Genomic DNA, 16,502 nt, shown 5'->3' with positions numbered 1-16,502 from the left:
GCAAAAAATCCGATGTTTTCGGCGTTTTGTGGTGACCCATAAAACGCTGGATGCTATTGTTTTTGAATCTTCTTGAGACAGAAGATTGTGACTTCGGGAGCAAGACATGAGCAAACCCAGCGGGGTCGGTCCGTCGACCAACGGGTCTGTTGATCCTTTTGCATGGTGGCGGGCCGCCGGGGCCTATGCGGTGGATGCCGCTCAACGTGCGGTGCTGTATGCCGACATCGAGCGGCAGGTGGGCGACCAGTACCGGACCCAGCGTGAGGCCAGGATGCCCAACGTGCTGCATTTCCCCGCAGAGCTCGTGATGTCGGGGCTGGAGCTCCCAAGACCCGTCAACTATGGCCTGGTGCGCATTCAGGCGTCCGAAGATCGGCCTGCCGACCCCGCCAAGCGTCCATTCGTCGTGATAGATCCACGCGCCGGGCATGGCCCGGGCATAGGTGGCTTCAAGCCCCATAGCGAGATCGGTGCGGCGCTGGAGGCCGGTCACCCTTGCTACTTCGTCGGCTTTCTGCCTGATCCCGTACCTGGTCAGACGGTGGAGGACGTGATGCGTGCCGAGGCCGCATTCATGCGTCGCGTGGCCGAGCTTCACCCCGAGAGTGAGGGCAAGCCTGCCGTCATCGGCAACTGCCAGGCGGGCTGGCAGATCCTGATGACGGCCGCTGTCTGGCCCGAGCTGTTCGGGCCCATCATTGTTGCCGGAGCGCCCCTGTCGTACTGGGCCGGAGACAATCCCATGCGTTATTCGGGCGGGCTCCTCGGGGGCAGCTGGATGACGGCACTGGCCAGCGATCTGGGTAACGGCCGCTTCGACGGCGCCCATCTGGTGCAGAACTTCGAGCAGCTCGATCCGGCCAACACGCTCTGGAGCAAGCAGTACAAGGTCTATGCGAATGCCGACACCGAAGCCGAGCGCTATATAGACTTCGAGAAATACTGGGGTGGCTATGTCTTCCTCAACGATGTGGAGATGCAGTACATCGTCGACAATCTGTTCATAGGCAACAGGCTGTCGACGGCCCAGTTGCTGACATCGGACGGAGTGCGCATCGATCTGCGCAATATCCGCTCGCCCATCCTGGTGTTCTGCTCCTATGGCGACAACATCACGCCGCCGGCCCAGGCTCTGGGCTGGATCACCGATCTGTACGCCAGCGACGACGACGTGCGCGCTCATGACCAGACCATCATCTTCAGCACGCACGACAGCATCGGTCATCTGGGCATCTTTGTTTCGGGCGCCGTCGGCAGCAAGCAGCACCGCAAGTTCGCCAGTGCCATCGAGCAGATCAATCTGCTGCCGGCAGGCATCTATCGCGCCAGCGTTGACGATGCCACGAAGCAGGAGCAAAAGCTGCTCCATGATCCTTATCTGCTGAGCATCCGTGCCAGCGGCATCGATGAAGTGCGCGATATCGTCAAGCCCGATCCCGAGTCCGATCGCCGTTTCGACGCGGCGGCCAGGGTATCCGACATCAACCTGGCTCTGTATCGCAGCATGTGGCAACCCTGGGTGCGTGCGCTGAGCACTTCCCAATCGGCACACTGGTTGCAGACCTTGCATCCCATGCGCCTGCAATTCGAGGCCTGGAGCAGCCAGCACCCGCTGGCTTGCCTGATACGCAGCAGCGCCCAATACATACGCGAACATCGCCAGCCCGTGGATGAGGCCAATCCATGGCTGCATATGCAGCAGCAGTGCTCGGCTGCACTGGATCGCGCTCTCGATGATTTCCGCGACCGGCGAGACCATATCTACGCCCTGTGGTTCGACATGCTCTATGGCTCGCCGCTCATGCAGGCGCTGGCTGGGCATGCTTATGGCGAGAGCGCACCAGTGCGCCAGCATCCTGGCTCCACCCCCGAGCATCTGGCGCTGATGGCGGCCAGGCAGCAACAGATCAAGAGCAGTGTGGATCAAGGGGGCGTGCTCGAGGCCACGCTGCGCGGCTTGCTGAGCGTGCTCTCCCAGCGTCGCGCTGTGGACGAGCGCTACTACCACCTGGCTGCGCAATTGCTGGAGCAGCAGGCGCCTGGGCGCTGGAGTCTGGCCGAACTGCGAGCCGCCATCCGCGAGCAGACCCTGGTGATGAGGCAATGCGGCAGCGCTGCCATCGAAGCCATTCCCGGCCTGCTGAAGAACACGCCTGCCGACACCATCCGCAAGGCCGGCGAAGCCATTACCCAGATGGCAGCCATCGATAAGGAGCCTGGTGCGCAGGATGATGCCGTGAGACATGCCTTGCAGCAGGTGCAGGCCTTGTTCGAGCAGGCCGTGCTGGCGCAGCAGCCCCGGATCCAGGAGCCTCTCGAGCTGGTGCCGGCTCCGGTACAGACTCCTGCAGCTCCCCAGCGGGCTGCGGCTGCTGCGCGACGTAAACCGGCCGCCCCACGCGGCAAGAAAGGAGTGCGATGAGTCAACCGAGCCCAGACATGACGCAGCAGCCGTTTGAGGGCATAGCCGTCGGCGACAGCCTGCGCGTTACCGTGGCTTCCCGTGACGCGGGCACGCTGACGCTGCTCTGCGCCCACGATGCACAGCCCCGGCAGCCAGCCGCGCAGCAAGCGGCGTCCATGTCATCAGGCGGCGCGGCGCAGCCGCTTGACGTTGCCTCACATCACGGCCTGACCCGGCTGCTGGCGGCTGTCAAGGAACTGCCGCCGGTTCGCGTGGGGGTCGTTCATCCCTGCGATGCCACCAGCCTGTCCGCCGCGCTTGATGCGCATCGGCTGGGGCTGATCGAGCCAGTCCTGATCGCTCCGCGCGCCAGGCTGGAGGCGGTTGCACTTGCGCAGGGGGTCGAGCTGCAGGGCCTGCGCATCGAGGACGTGCCGCACAGTCATGCAGCAGCCGAGCTTGGTGCCAGACTTGCCGCCAGCGGCGAAGTCGAGGCACTGATGAAAGGCAGTCTGCACACCGACGAGCTGATGGCGGCTGTCGTTGCCGGCAGTGCCGGGTTGCGCACCAAGAGGCGTGTAAGCCATTGCTTTGTGTTGCAGACGGCCAGCTATCCACGCCCCTTCATCGTCACCGACGCTGCCATCAACCTGGCCCCCGATCTGTTGCAGAAGGCCGATATCGCGCGCAATGCCATCGAGCTGGCACAGGTTCTGGGCGTGGCAAGGCCCAGGCTCGCCATCCTCGCCGCCGTCGAGACGGTCAACCCCAACATGCCCGCGACACTGGATGCTGCCGCACTGTGCAAGATGGCCGACCGGGGCCAGATCACCGGAGGCGTGCTGGACGGACCGCTGGCTTTCGACAATGCAGTCTCCATCGAGGCCGCGCGCACCAAGGGCATCGCTTCGCCAGTGGCCGGTCAGGCCGACATCCTGCTGGTGCCCGATCTGGAAAGCGGCAATATGCTGGCCAAGCAGCTCATGTACCTGGGCGGCGCAGCCAGCGCAGGCATCGTGCTTGGTGCCAAGGTACCCATCGTGCTGACCAGCCGCGCGGATTCGCGCGAATCCCGTATTGCATCCTGTGCGATTGCGCTGCTGCTCGCACATCACTACCGGCAGACGCCGCCCTGAAAATCATGGCCGATGGCACCGGACTGGCAAGCGCAGCAGTCTCTGTCACGTCGGCAGGCAAAGGTCCTGACATGAGCAAGTCCGTCATCATCGTCCTGAACTGCGGCTCGTCGAGCATCAAGTTCGCCGTCTTCGAGGCCGCCAGTCCCCTGCCGCGCAAACCCCTGTGGAACGGCAAGGTGCAGGGCATTGGCGGGCCCGCTCCCGACTTCGGCGAAACCGGCGTCCAGCCCTTTGCCATCGAGCTGGGTGCAGAGCATCCGTATCGCGATGCGCTGCGCATCATCCGCGAGCGCATCACGGCCCGGCTCGAGGGCCGGCCCGTGGCGGCGATCGCCCATCGGGTGGTGCATGGCGGCAGCAAATATTTCGAGTCCACCCGCATCGATGCAGGCGTGTTGAGAGACTTGCGCAGCTATGTGCCGCTGGCACCGCTGCATCAGCCGTTTGCGCTGGAGGCCATCGAGATCCTGCTGCGCGAGCGCCCCGACATCGTGCAGATTGCCTGCTTCGATACAGGCTTTCATCACAGCCTGCCCAAGGTGGAGCAGATCCTGCCACTGCCCTACGAATGGTGGCAGCGCGGCGTGCGCCGCTATGGCTTTCACGGGCTCTCGTATGCCTATATGGCAACCGCGCTGGCCGAGCGTCATGGCGACAGGGCCAGGGGCCGCACCATCGTCGCCCATCTGGGCAGCGGCGCCAGCCTGTGCGGCATGCAGCAGCTGCAAAGCATGGCGACCACCATGGGCTTCTCGGCCCTGGACGGATTGATGATGGGCACCCGTACAGGGGCGCTGGACCCGGGGGCCGTGCTCTATCTGATGGAGATCGAGAAGCTGACGCTTCAGGAGGTGGGGCATCTGCTCTATCACGACTCGGGGCTGCTGGGCGTCTCGGGCATCTCGTCCGAGCCGCGCGTGATCCTGCGCCATGTCCGGGATTCAGGTGAGGCTGGCGAGCGGGCGCGCATCGCGCTGGACCTCTTTGTGCGCCGCATCGTGCGCGAGATCGGCTCTCTGGTCGCTGCGCTGGGCGGGTTGGACATGCTGGTGTTCACGGCGGGCATTGGCGAGCACAGCGAGGAGATTCGCGGCCGCGTCTGCACCGATCTGGCATGGCTGGGCCTGGGGCTGGATGACCAGGCCAATGCAGCCCATGCACCGGTCATTTCATCTGCAGACAGCCGGGTACTGGTGGGAGTTGAGCCCACGAATGAGGAGTGGGTGGCCGCCCGCGATACGGTGCGGCTTCTCGCGCACTCATAGTCTTTTTGACGCGCATCGGGTGGCGGCCGGCCGGGCTTGAAACGCCATGGGGATATTCATGGCGGCCCAACGCAGCGGCTGGGTGGTTGCGCGCCTTACCGAATGGCTTCGCTCTCTTGCGCCGGATGCTGCCTGGCCGCATCGATGCTCGCCTGGATGGCCGCGCGTGCCTGAGGGCTGTTCTTCCAGCAGCTGGAGCCTGTGAGGGCCGAGGCCTTGGCGACAATGTCCAGGGCGTTGGCCTGACGCAACTGCGCAAATGAGCCGTAGCCCAGGGATTCCAGCCGGCTCAGTACCGTCGGGCCCACGCCCTTGAGGACAAGCAGTGATTGGCGTTCTTCAATGGTGAATGGCATGGGTCGAGGCCTTGAAGTTGGAAGGAAAAAGACTTTCAGCAGAAACAGGCGATACGCCCGCCATGGTTGCCGTGGCGCCCGGCCAGAACTCAGGCCATGCTCGACAAGGTTTTTCTGAACCGCATCAGCGACAGCCAGAACAGCACTGCGCCGATTCCCGCCAGCCACAGAAAGGGCTTCCACACGGTTTCTATGCCGGCGCCGCGATACAGAATCGCCTGCCCCAGCTCCACAAAATGCGTGGTGGGGGCGAACAGCATCACATCCTGCACCAGCTGGGGCATGGATTCGCGGGGTGTCATGCCGCCGGACAGCAATTGCAGCGGCAGCAGCGTCAACACCATCAGCAGGCCGAACTGCGGCATGCTGCGCGCCACCGTGGCCAGAAAGATGCCCATGGCCGTAGTTGCGAACAGGCACAGGGCCGAGCCTGCCATGAACAGCAGCAGACTGCCTTCGATGGGCACCTTGAGCGCGCCGCGCACGACCAGATTGAGCGAGACGCCTGCCGCCAGCAGCACCACGGCGCCCATGGACCAGACCTTGGCCAGCATGATCTCGGTAGGCGTCACGGGCATGACCAGCAGATGCTCGATGGTGCCGTGCTCGCGTTCGCGGATCAGCGCCGCGCCCGTGAGGATGATGGAGAGCATGGTGACGTTGTTGATGATCTGCATCAGCCCGCCGAACCAGATCTTGTTCAGTCCGGGGTTGAAGCGGGCGCGCAGCTCCAGGTCCACGGGCAGTGCGCTGCCTCCCCGGTGACGCTGCACGAACTCGTTGACTTCGGCCAGCACGATCTGCTGCACATATCCGCTGCCGGAGAACGCCTGGCTCATGCGGGTGGCATCCACGTTCAGCTGCAGCTCGGCCTTTTTGCCGGCCAGCACATCGCGCTGGAAGTTGGGAGGAATGGTCAGCGAGAAGGTGAAGTCGCCTGCATCCAGCCCGGGATCCACATGGCTGAAATCCACCATCTGCGGCGGCATGAACTGAGGTGGGTAGAACGCCGAGGTGATGCGTGCGGACAGTGGCGACTGGTCTTCGTCGACGATGGCAATCGGCGCCTTGTGCAGCGTATCGGGCATGGCCGTGGCCGCGGTGTACACCGAGGCCGTGAAGGTGTAGACGATGAGCACCAGCATCACCGGGTCGCGCCACAGGCTCCACAGTTCCTTGACGCCCAGGCGCCAGATATTTTTCAGACTATGCAACATCGCAAAAATCCAAGATGTGCCGTGAAGCAGAAGATGCTTTGAACAAGCGCAGGCCCAACGCAGAGACACCGAGCAAGGGCCGCCCCGCAGCGAAGGTGTCGTCACCCTCCCACGAAGTGAGAGAGGGGGAAGGCGCGCAGCGACTCAGGGGGAGCTTCATCATTTCTCCTGCTTGGGCAGAGCCCAGATGGCCACGCCCATGATCACGGGAACGGCAATCAGCAGCGGCACCAAGGTCGGCGCCAGATCGTGCAGGCCCAGCGCCTTGTTGAAGACGCCGCGGCTGATGGCGAACATGTAGGTGGCCGGGTAGATCTCGCCGATCCATCGACCGGCGCCTTCCAGCGAGGACACCGGGTCGGTCAGCCCCGAGAACTGCGTGGCCGGGATCAGCGTGCCCAGCATGGCAAAGAACATGGCGGCAATCTGGCTGCTGGTGACGGCCGAGGCCAGCAGGCCCATGCCCGTGGCAATGACGCTGAAGAGCAGGGCGGCCAAGACGAGCAGCGGGAAGCTGCCGGTCATGGGCACGCCGAACACGAATACCGCCATGGCGCACATCAGAAAGAAGTTCAGCATGGCCAGCACCACATAGGGCAGCTGCTTGCCCAGCAGAAACTCGGTGCGGGTCACGGGAGTGACGTACAGGTTCACGATGGAGCCCAGCTCTTTTTCGCGCACCACGGCCAGGGCCGTGAGCATGGCTGGCAGCATCATCAGCAGCAGCGGAATCACGGCCGGCACCATGGCGGGCAGGCTTTTCACATCGGGGTTGTAGCGAAAGCGGGTCTCCAGGCTGACCTGGCTGACTAGCTGCACGCCCAGACGTTCGCGCGCCTGCTGTGCCAGCCAGAGCTGGTGCATGGCCTGGACATAGCCTTTGACGGTCTCGCCGCGCTGGGGCATGGCGCCGTCGAACCAGGCGCCCACGGCTACCTTAGAGCCGCGCAGCACATCACGGCCAAAACCGGGTGGAATCTCGATGGCCAATGCCAGTTCGCCGCTTTTCATGCGCCGGTCCAGGTCCGCATAGTCCTGGATGGGCGGCATTTCAATGAAGTAGCGCGAGCCTGCGAGGTTGTTCACATAGTTCTGGCTGATGGTGCTCTGGTCGCGGTCCAGCACGGCAAACTTCAGGTCTTCGACGTCCATGCTGATGCCGAAGCCGATCACCACCATCAGCACCAGCGATCCCACCAGGGCCAGCGTGGCGCGCACGGGATCGCGCTGCAGCTCCAGCGACTCGCGCCACAGATAGCTCCACAGGCGTTGCAGGCTGAAGCCAGGGCCTTTGTGTGCTTCTGAAACAGGAGCTTGCTCCGCTTTATCTGTATTGATATCAGATACTTTTGATGCTGAGGATAAGGCTGAGTCAGCGGTAGTAGCTTCTTTTTTAATATCAAGCACGGGCGCTGCCTCGCCCGAGGCCTCCACCAGATAGCCGATGAAGGCCTCCTCCAGTGTGGCCGCGCCGCGCTTGGCGGTCAGGGCTGCGGGCCGGTCGCTGTCCAGCACCTTGCCCGCATGCATCATGGACATGCGGTCGCAGCGCTCGGCCTCGTTCATGAAGTGCGTGGAGATGAAGATCGTCACCCGGTCGCGGCGCGAGAGCTCGATCAGTAAGCGCCAGAACTGGTCGCGCGCCACGGGGTCCACGCCCGAGGTGGGCTCGTCGAGAATCAGCAGCTCCGGCTTGTGCACCATGGCCACGGCCAGCGACAGGCGCTGGCGCATGCCCAGCGGGATATTGCCGGGCAGCGTCTCGCGCACTTCTGTGAGCCCGAAGCGGGTGAGCATCTCCTCGACCCGCGCGGGGATCTCGGCCGGATCCACGTGGAAGAGTTCGGCGTGCAGCACCAGGTTCTGCAGCACGGTCAGCTCGCCGTAGAGCGAGAAGGCCTGCGACATATAGCCCACGCGCCGGCGCGTGGCCACGTCATGCGGATCGATCTTCTTGCCAAACAGCCAGGCATCGCCCTCGCTGGCGGGCAGCAGCCCGGTCAGCATCTTCATGGTGGTCGATTTGCCGCAGCCGTTGGAGCCCAGAAAGCCGAAGATCTCGCCGCGACGAATGCGGAAATTCACATGGTCCACAGCCACAAAGTCGCCAAAGCGCATGGTGAGATCACGCGCCTCGATGGCGATGTCGTCATCGCTGGTCTGCAGCGGCGGGATCACCACGGCGGCATGGCCGCGCTTTTTTTCCTCGGGCAGCAGGGCGATGAAGGCAGCCTCCAGCGCCGGCATGCCAGTGCGCTCCAGCAGCTCGGCGGGGGTGCCGGTGGCCAGAATCAGGCCGTCATCCATGGCCGCCAGCCAGTCAAAGCGCTGGGCCTCGTCCATATAGGCCGTGGCCACGATCACGCTCATCTGCGGGCGCTGGCTGCGGATGCGGTTGATCAGATCCCAGAACTGCGCGCGCGCCAGCGGGTCCACGCCGGTCGTGGGCTCGTCCAGAATCAGCAGGTCGGGGTCGTGGATGAGGGCGCAGCACAGCGCCAGCTTCTGCTTCATGCCGCCCGAGAGCTTGCCGGCTGGGCGGGAGAGGAATTTCTGCAGTCCGGTGCTCTGGGTCAGATCGTCGATGCGCGCCCGGCGCTCGGCCGCGTCATGACCGAAAAGGCGCCCGAAGAACTGCAGATTCTCTTCCACCGACAGCGTGGGGTAGAGGTTCTTGCCCAGGCCCTGAGGCATGTAGGCAATGCGGGGGCAGACGGCATCGCGGTGCTTTTTGCTGCCCATGTCGCCGCCAAGCACCTGTATCTCGCCGCCCTGCAGGGCGCGCGCGCCGGCAATCAAAGACAACAGGCTTGACTTGCCCACGCCGTCAGGGCCGATCAGGCCGACCATGATGCCTGCAGGAATCTCCAGGCTCAGTCCGCGCAGCGCCTGCGTCTTGCCGTAGGCGAGCGTCACATCGCGCAAGGTGGCTACATGCTGGGTCATGGCAAATGGGGTCGCAACGTTCACGAGGCTGAAGCGTCGCCGGTGCGCAGCTCCAGCTTGGCCGGCCATTGGCGCTCTTTATCGAGCTTGATCCAGGCTACGCCGGGCAGGCCTGTCTTGACTTGCGTCAGGTGCTTTTGCAGCAGATCCGGTGCAATACGTGCCTTGACGCGGAACATCAGCTTCTGTCTTTCGCTGGCCGTTTCCACGGTCTTGGGCGTGAACTGGGCGGTGCTGGCGACAAAGGACACCTGAGCCGGGATCACATATTGCGGAGCCGCATCCAGCACGATGCGCACCTCGGTGCCAAGGGCCACTCGGCCAGCCACGGTCTCGGGCAGGAAGAAGCTGATGTAGACATCCGAGACATCCACCATGTTCAGCACCTTGCCGCCGGCGCCGATCACCTCGCCGGGCTGGGCCAGCCGGTATTGCACGCGGCCATCGCGCGGGGCGGTGAGTTCGCTGTCTTTCACATCGGCATCGATGCGCTGGACGGTGGCGGCGGCGGCCGTCACCGCCGATTCCGCACCAATGGTCTGGGCCTTGGCCGCGTCGATCGCTGCCTTGGCGGCCGTGGCCTGGGCCTGGGCGGCCTTGAGCGCGGCCTGGGCGCCACGCACACGCGCCCGGTCGTCGTCCAGCTCCTGCTCCGACGAAGCACCTTCGCGTGCCAGTGTCTCGGAGCGCTTGACGCGGCGCAGCGCCGCATCCAGCTCGGCTTCGCGCTGGGCCACCGTGGCCATGGTGGCGGCGTACTGGCTTTCGCGCAGCGCGATTTCGGCGCGAGCCGAGGCCACCGCATGAGAGGCGCGCTCACGACCGGCGATGGCTTCACGCTGCTGAGCCTGCAGGCTTTCGATCTGCATGCGCGCCAGTGGCTGACCGGCTTTCACGAACTCGCCTTCCTGCACCAGGATTTCAGCGATGCGGCCGGCGTATTTGGTGGCGACGTCGATTTCGGTGGCTTCGATGCGGCCGTTGCCGCTGACCAAGCCTTCGGATGCCTGTGCGCTGCGCCATTGCTGCCAGCCATAGGCGCCCAGGGCGGCGGCGGCAACGATGAGCGCGGCGATGGTCAATTTCTTGTTCATGGACATGGATTCGCTGGTCAAGGTTGGAGGGCGGCAGGGGTGGGAGCGCTGCTCTGGCCTTGAGCAAAGTAGCCTCCACCCAAAGCGGCATACAGAGCGACCTGGGTGGACAGCAGGGCCTCGCGGCCCTGAACCAGTTGCTGCTCGGCGCTCAGCAGGTCGCGTTCGGCATCCAGCACATCGAGATAGGGCGAGGCTCCCTGGTCATAGCGCAGCCGGGCCAGTCGGGCGCGTTCCTTGAGTGCTGCGCGCTGATCGGTCAGCACCACGAGCTGCTGCTCGAGCATGGTGCGGCTGGACAGTGCGTCCAGCACTTCGCGCATTGCTGTCTCTATGGTTTTTTCGTACTGGACGACCGCCATGCTCTGTCGCACGGCCTGCAGATTCAGGTTGGCCTGGCGCTGGCCGCCATCAAAGATCGGCAGCGAAATCGTGGGAGCAAACTGCCAGGCACGGCTGCCGCTTCTGAACAGGCCGTCGAGCTCCGCGCTGGCCGTGCCCCAGCTGCCGGTCAGGGCGATGCGAGGCAAAAACGCAGCGCGCGCGGCAGATACATTGGCCTTGGCGGCCTGCAGGCCGTACTCGGCGGCAATGATGTCGGGGCGCTGTGTCAGCAGATCGGACGGCAGGCCTTCGGGAATGGGTTTCAGGATCACTGCGGTGGAGCTGCTTTGCGGCAAGCGGTCTGCATCCATGCCCGTGAGCTGCTGCAGTGCATTGGCCTGCAGCGCCCGCTGCTGTGCCAGCTGGGTGCCTATAGCCTTGGCCTGGTGAACCAGAGTCTGCACCTGCGTGAGCGCATAGCGTGAAGTGGAGCCCACCTCGGTGCGGCGCTTGAAGATGCGCAGCGATTCCTCGCGGCTGGCAATCGTGCGCTGGGTCAGGGCCAGGCGCTCATCCAGACTGCGCAGAGCCAGATAGCTCAGCGCTACCTGCTTGACGAGACTGGATTGAACCGCATGCTGCGTGGCATCCAGCGCCAGATAATTGCCTAAAGCGGCCTCGCTGAGGCTTTTGACACGGCCCCAGAGATCGAGCTCCCAGCTGTTGAGGCCGACAAACACTTGCTGATCGCCGGCGACGACGGAGCGGCCGCTGGCGTTGAGGTCGGCGGGAACACGTGCTCTGCCATGACTGCTGCCCAGGCCGATCGTCGGCAGTCGCGCAGCACTCTGTATGTCATAGGCGGCCTGGGCCTCCTGCACACGCAGCAACGCGAGGCGCTGGTCCTGATTGTGGGCAAGAGCTGCGCCAATCAGCTCCTGCAGGTTTCGGTCAAGGTAGAAGTCTTGCCAGGCAATCGATGCCGTATGTGCTGGCGCAGCGCCCTCTTGTTTTTTGGTCCATTCCTGAGGCCACTTGTCCGGTAGCCTGGCCTGGGCCTGTGGCTGCAGAATCGGCACCGTCGGGCTGCAGGCTGCCAGCGCTGTCAGCAATGTGGCGGCTGCCAGCAGGCGCATCGGTGTGGTGTTGTAGGGTGGTGTGCGATTTGCTGAAGGGGCCATGAATGCAGAACCTGCGACTTGCAAGCTTTTGGCTTCCGGTTATCGCAAGATTTGTATAGATGTGTATCCCTAGTATTGAAGGACGGCTTGCAAGTCAGTTTGAGCTATGTCAATTAATGGCGTCAAGCGCCAGAAACAACAAAGCCCCGCGAGGCGGGGCTTTGTTGTTTCGATGCACGAAGAGGCCTTAGCCGCCGCGACGCATCATGTCGAAGAATTCGACATTGTTTTTGGTCGCCTTCATGTTCTTGATCATCAGCTCCATGGACTCGATCTCGTCCATGTTGTACATGAACTGGCGCAAGATGCGGGTCTTTTGCAGAATCTCGGGAGCCAGCAGCAGCTCTTCGCGGCGTGTACCGCTCTTGGTGAGTTCGATGGCTGGGAACACGCGCTTTTCGTACAGGCGACGGTTCAGGTGCAGTTCGCTGTTGCCGGTGCCCTTGAATTCTTCAAAGATCACTTCGTCCATGCGGCTGCCGGTGTCGACCAGTGCCGTGGCGATGATGGTCAGCGAGCCGCCTTCTTCCACATTGCGGGCCGCGCCGAAGAAGCGCTTGGGGCGCTGCAGTGCGTTGGAGTCCACACCGCCCGACAGCACCTTGCCCGACGAGGGCACGACGTTGTTGTAGGCGCGGGCCAGGCGGGTGATGGAGTCCAGCAGGATGACCACATCCTTGCCCAGCTCCACCAGGCGCTTGGCGCGCTCGATCACCATTTCGGCCACGTGCACGTGACGGGTAGCTGGCTCGTCGAAGGTCGAGGCAATGATTTCGCCCTTGACCGAGCGCTGCATTTCCGTCACTTCTTCAGGGCGCTCGTCCACCAGCAGCACCATCAGGTGCACATCGGGGTGGTTGGCGGTGATGGCGTGTGCAATGCTTTGCATCATCATGGTCTTGCCGCTCTTGGGCGGTGCCACGATCAGCGCGCGCTGGCCGCGGCCGATGGGGGCGATGATGTCGATGATGCGGCCGGTGATGTTTTCTTCGCCCTTGATGTCGCGCTCAAGGCGCATCTGCTCCTTGGGGAACAGAGGGGTCAGATTCTCAAACAGCACCTTGTGCTTGTTTTGCTCGGGTGGGCCGCCGTTGACCTTGTCGAGCTTGGTCAGTGCGAAGTAGCGCTCGCCATCCTTGGGGATGCGCACTTCTCCTTCGATCATGTCGCCGGTGTGCAGGTTGAAGCGGCGCACCTGGCTGGGCGAGATGTAGATATCGTCGGTGCTGGCGGTGTAGCTGGTATCGGGGCTACGCAGGAAGCCGAAGCCATCGGGCAGGATTTCCAGCACGCCGTCGGCGAAGACCTGTTCACCGGCCTTGGCGCGCTTTTTGATGATGGCGAACATCAGTTCCTGCTTGCGCATGCGACCGACGTTTTCGATCTCAAGCGCTTCGGCCTGCTTCAAGACTTCAGACACGTGCAGTGCCTTGAGTTCATTAAGGTGCATGAAATGACTCCAAGCGTGGAGTGAGAATAACCAGGGGGGGAGGCGTAGAGCCTAACGAAACACTGTGAAAGTGGGCAGGCTTGCCTGAAGAAAATCCAGCGCGGTCCCATGCGGTGGCCGGCGGTTCATACATTATGACAGGAAAACTGGCGCAGCTTGCAAGCAATTTATTGAGGACTTGTCATCTGCAGCCTGTGCCGGGTCTGTAGCAGATGCAAATGAAGGGGGAGCGGGTGCCCAGAAGCAAACAGAGCTCCATTGGGAGCTCTGTTTGTGGAATGCATCAGATGTGCTGGTCGAGGAAGGCGGACAGTTGCGTCTTGTTCAGCGCGCCGACCTTGGTGGCGGCCAGCTGACCGTCCTTGAACAACATCAGCGTGGGAATGCCGCGAATGCCGAACTTGGCAGGGATCTCACGGTTTTCGTCCACATTCATCTTGGCGATCTGCACCTTGCCTTTGTAGCCTTCGGCCACATCGTCCAAGATGGGGGCGATCATCTTGCAAGGGCCGCACCATTCAGCCCAGTAATCCACCAGCACGGTCGTGCCGGGTTGCAGTACGTCAGACTCAAAGCTTGCATCCGTGATGTGCTTGATCAATTCGCTGGCCATTTGTAGTCCTGGATTTTCTTGAATCAAAAAAGTAGGCGGTCTAATCGCCTAGTGAGTTGATTGTGACAGAAACTCATCTCCCGTCTCTGTGTGTGGCTGGTTGTTTGCAGCTATCGCGCTAATAGTGCCCGCAATATTGCAGAAATGCCGTCGGTGGTATTCTGCGCACCCTTTGGCGGCCGGTGGCTGCCAGCAGATTGAGGTGGTAGAAGTATGAGTGTCTCGGAGCCCTTGATGGCCGATTCCGAATGGGTCTGTGATGTGGCTGTGATCGGTGCCGGGCCTGCAGGCTTGATGGCGGCCGAGCAATTGGCGAAGGCCGGCTTGTCGGTCAGGGTGTTCGAGGCGAAAGCCTCGGCGGCTCGCAAATTCCTCATGGCCGGCAAGGGCGGTCTCAACCTTACGCACTCCGAGGAGTTTTCGAGCTTTGTGACCCGCTATGGCGGCCGCTCTGCAGATTTGACTCCGTGGCTCGAAAAGTGGGGTGCGAGCGAGCTTCAGGCCTGGGTCAAAGAGCTGGGCTTCGATACCTTTGTGGGGTCATCCGGAAGAGTGTTCCCTGCAGACATGAAGGCGGCGCCGCTGCTGCGTGCCTGGCTGGTGCGGATGAAGTCGCAGGGCGTGCAGTTTCATATGCGCCATCGCTGGATCGGCTGGGCAGAGGATGGCAAGCCGGTTCTCCAGACAGAGGATGCCAGAGTCAAGATTGGCTGCAAGGCTTTGGTGCTGGCAACAGGCGGAGGCAGCTGGGCGCGTCTGGGTTCGGACGGTGCTTGGGTTTCGTTGCTGCAGGACAAGGGGGTAGGCATTGCCCCGCTGCAGGCGGCCAACTGCGGCTTTGATGTGGGCTGGCAGCAAGGGCGTGAAGCTGGCTGGAGTGAGGTCTTTGCTCAGCGCTTTGCCGGGCAGCCATTCAAATCGGTGGTTTTGAAGTTTATGGACGAGCAAGGTGCCGTCTTTGAGCGTCAAGGTGAATTTGTTGCAACGCAGACCGGGGTGGAGGGGAGCCTGATCTATGCTGTCTCCTCCCTGTTGCGGGACTGCATTGCCCGCCAGGGCGCTGCGCGCTTCGAGCTGGATCTGTTGCCGCAGTGGAGTGCGGAGCGTGTTCAGCAGGAGGTGATGCGGCCGCGCGGCTCGCGCAGCCTCAGCAGTCATCTCAAAGGGCGCTTGGGCCTTGATGGCATCAAGGCGGGTTTGCTGTATGAGGTGCTCGGCAAGGATGGCATGGCGGACATGAAGCGCCTGGCATCCACGATCAAGACGGTGCCTTTGACGGTGATCGCACCGCGCCCCATCGATGAGGCCATCAGCACTGCAGGCGGAGTTCGTCTGGAGGCTCTGGACGCACGGGGGATGTGTGCCGCCCTGCCTGGTGTCTTCTGTGCGGGAGAAATGCTGGACTGGGAGGCCCCCACGGGTGGTTATCTGCTCACGGCCTGTATGTCCTCTGGTGTTCATGTGGCCGAAGGGGTGCTGAGCTTCCTGCAGGGCAACTGACTCGCGAGCTTGTGCTTGTGTGTGCTGCGCAGACGCTGCATTGAATTCTGGGGTGATCCCGTCTTGACGGCGGGTGCTCTTGCCTGCCTCAGCGCATAGGCGGGCTGGGGTTGGCGGCAACTCGAGGTTCGTGGCTCGCGGCGATGCAGTCCTGCGTGCTTGCTCCCGCCTGAGTCGCCGAGCAAGCCCTGGGAGGGGTTGACTGGTCGGCATCGGGCTGGGTTCTGGTGCGTGGCTGTAGTGAAGATCCTCAATCCCAGGGACAAACCCTTGATCGCCGGGCGATGTGGGGGCGGAAATACCCGAACAATGTGTCTGATTGATTCTTGAGCTGGGCTTTGTGACGGGAAGGCTGTATCTCAAGCCCTGTCTGGAACCGGCTTTGAGTGGGCGGCCACAAGTGGCGGGCACCCCTCCTACGAGGCGAACTCTTGCTGTGGGACAGATGTCTTGAACCTGAGACATTACGCTGGCAACATTGCTCCATCGGTTGAGGAGTCGTGACGGATTTGCGTTGTTACCGGAAAAGGAGGTTGGTCATGTTTTTCGGCAAGATCTTCGGTTTTGGACGTTCCGAACCGCGCTATATCCGCCGCACGCGTGCCTATCTGCAGGAGGCGCGCATGGCTGTTCTGGAGCACACTATCGCGGCGGAGTACTACCAGTCCTCCGCTCAGATGTATGCCGAACGTGCTGCTCGACTGGAAGATGAATTGCGAGCCTGGGAGCAGGGCGAGCAGCATGTTCCCGTGGTGCCGCATCACTATCCCTATGTCCCTCACTCTGCACACAAGGCAGTTGCCGTAGATGCGCCGCCCGTGGGTGCTTCGGTGGGCGTGGTGAGGGCTGCCTGAGCAGGCAAAAGAAAAAGCCTGTATGCATGCATACAGGCTTTTGAATGGCTCCTCAACCTGGGCTCGAACCAGGGACCTACGGATTAACAGTCCGGCGCTCTACCGACTGAGCTATTGAGGAATATGTCGGTGTGATGCTTTGATATACCGCAAAGC

At 62.7% G+C, this 16,502-nt stretch carries 12 protein-coding genes and 1 tRNA gene; 5 read left to right on the top strand and 8 right to left on the bottom strand.

Features of this window, described 5'->3' with window-relative positions:
• The first annotated feature begins 106 nt into the window (after positions 1 to 106).
• The 3 genes from CTATCC11996_RS21080 (at position 107) to CTATCC11996_RS21070 (ending at position 4,811) form a co-directional block, all read left to right on the top strand.
• Positions 107 to 2,425, top strand: coding sequence for a DUF3141 domain-containing protein (locus CTATCC11996_RS21080; RefSeq protein ID WP_003080217.1), 2,319 nt, complete (start codon positions 107 to 109; stop codon positions 2,423 to 2,425).
• Positions 2,422 to 3,543, top strand: coding sequence for a bifunctional enoyl-CoA hydratase/phosphate acetyltransferase (locus CTATCC11996_RS21075; RefSeq protein WP_003080215.1), 1,122 nt, complete (start codon positions 2,422 to 2,424; stop codon positions 3,541 to 3,543). Before CTATCC11996_RS21080 ends, CTATCC11996_RS21075 begins: the two co-directional genes overlap by 4 nt.
• 71 nt (positions 3,544 to 3,614) lie before the next feature.
• Positions 3,615 to 4,811, top strand: coding sequence for an acetate/propionate family kinase (locus CTATCC11996_RS21070; protein ID WP_034349944.1), 1,197 nt, complete (start codon positions 3,615 to 3,617; stop codon positions 4,809 to 4,811).
• 95 nt (positions 4,812 to 4,906) lie between these two features.
• On the opposite strand, the gene CTATCC11996_RS21065 is transcribed toward CTATCC11996_RS21070, so the two are convergent.
• The 7 genes from CTATCC11996_RS21065 to trxA all read right to left on the bottom strand — a co-directional run bounded on the left by CTATCC11996_RS21065 (position 4,907) and on the right by trxA (position 13,992).
• Complete coding sequence (locus CTATCC11996_RS21065) at positions 4,907 to 5,167, bottom strand: hypothetical protein (RefSeq protein ID WP_003080206.1); 261 nt, start codon at positions 5,165 to 5,167, stop codon at positions 4,907 to 4,909.
• Between the two features lie 89 nt (positions 5,168 to 5,256).
• Positions 5,257 to 6,384, bottom strand: a complete 1,128-nt coding sequence (locus CTATCC11996_RS21060; protein ID WP_034349889.1) for an ABC transporter permease — start codon at positions 6,382 to 6,384, stop codon at positions 5,257 to 5,259.
• A 159-nt stretch (positions 6,385 to 6,543) separates the two neighbouring features.
• Positions 6,544 to 9,330: a ribosome-associated ATPase/putative transporter RbbA gene (rbbA, locus tag CTATCC11996_RS21055; protein WP_034349887.1), complete on the bottom strand. Its 2,787-nt coding sequence runs from the start codon at positions 9,328 to 9,330 to the stop codon at positions 6,544 to 6,546.
• A gap of 20 nt (positions 9,331 to 9,350) precedes the next feature.
• The gene (locus CTATCC11996_RS21050; RefSeq protein WP_034349941.1) at positions 9,351 to 10,430 is read right to left on the bottom strand and encodes an HlyD family secretion protein; all 1,080 of its coding nucleotides are present in this window, start codon (positions 10,428 to 10,430) and stop codon (positions 9,351 to 9,353) included.
• Positions 10,431 to 10,441: 11 nt separating this feature from the next.
• A complete protein-coding gene (locus tag CTATCC11996_RS21045; RefSeq protein ID WP_003080194.1) occupies positions 10,442 to 11,884 on the bottom strand; it encodes an efflux transporter outer membrane subunit in 1,443 nt (480 codons plus the stop codon).
• A 232-nt stretch (positions 11,885 to 12,116) separates the two neighbouring features.
• Positions 12,117 to 13,379: a transcription termination factor Rho gene (gene rho, locus CTATCC11996_RS21040; protein ID WP_003053478.1), complete on the bottom strand. Its 1,263-nt coding sequence runs from the start codon at positions 13,377 to 13,379 to the stop codon at positions 12,117 to 12,119.
• A 283-nt stretch (positions 13,380 to 13,662) separates the two neighbouring features.
• Positions 13,663 to 13,992: a thioredoxin TrxA gene (gene trxA / locus CTATCC11996_RS21035; RefSeq protein WP_003053480.1), complete on the bottom strand. Its 330-nt coding sequence runs from the start codon at positions 13,990 to 13,992 to the stop codon at positions 13,663 to 13,665.
• Positions 13,993 to 14,205: 213 nt separating this feature from the next.
• On the opposite strand from trxA, the gene CTATCC11996_RS21030 reads away from it, so the two are divergent.
• Together CTATCC11996_RS21030 and CTATCC11996_RS21025 are read left to right on the top strand one after the other, a co-directional pair.
• Positions 14,206 to 15,492, top strand: a complete 1,287-nt coding sequence (locus tag CTATCC11996_RS21030) for a TIGR03862 family flavoprotein (RefSeq protein ID WP_003080192.1) — start codon at positions 14,206 to 14,208, stop codon at positions 15,490 to 15,492.
• Positions 15,493 to 16,031: 539 nt separating this feature from the next.
• The gene (locus tag CTATCC11996_RS21025; protein ID WP_003080190.1) at positions 16,032 to 16,346 is read left to right on the top strand and encodes a hypothetical protein; all 315 of its coding nucleotides are present in this window, start codon (positions 16,032 to 16,034) and stop codon (positions 16,344 to 16,346) included.
• A 45-nt stretch (positions 16,347 to 16,391) separates the two neighbouring features.
• Here the strand turns inward: CTATCC11996_RS21025 and CTATCC11996_RS21020 are convergent.
• Positions 16,392 to 16,467 (bottom strand) — tRNA-Asn (locus CTATCC11996_RS21020).
• Positions 16,468 to 16,502: the final 35 nt, after the last annotated feature.

Source organism: Comamonas testosteroni ATCC 11996 (genome assembly GCF_000241525.1).
Classification (GTDB): domain Bacteria; phylum Pseudomonadota; class Gammaproteobacteria; order Burkholderiales; family Burkholderiaceae_C; genus Comamonas; species Comamonas testosteroni.
Note: the sequence above shows the minus strand (reverse complement) of the source record. Positions and strands in the feature narration are given on the sequence as shown.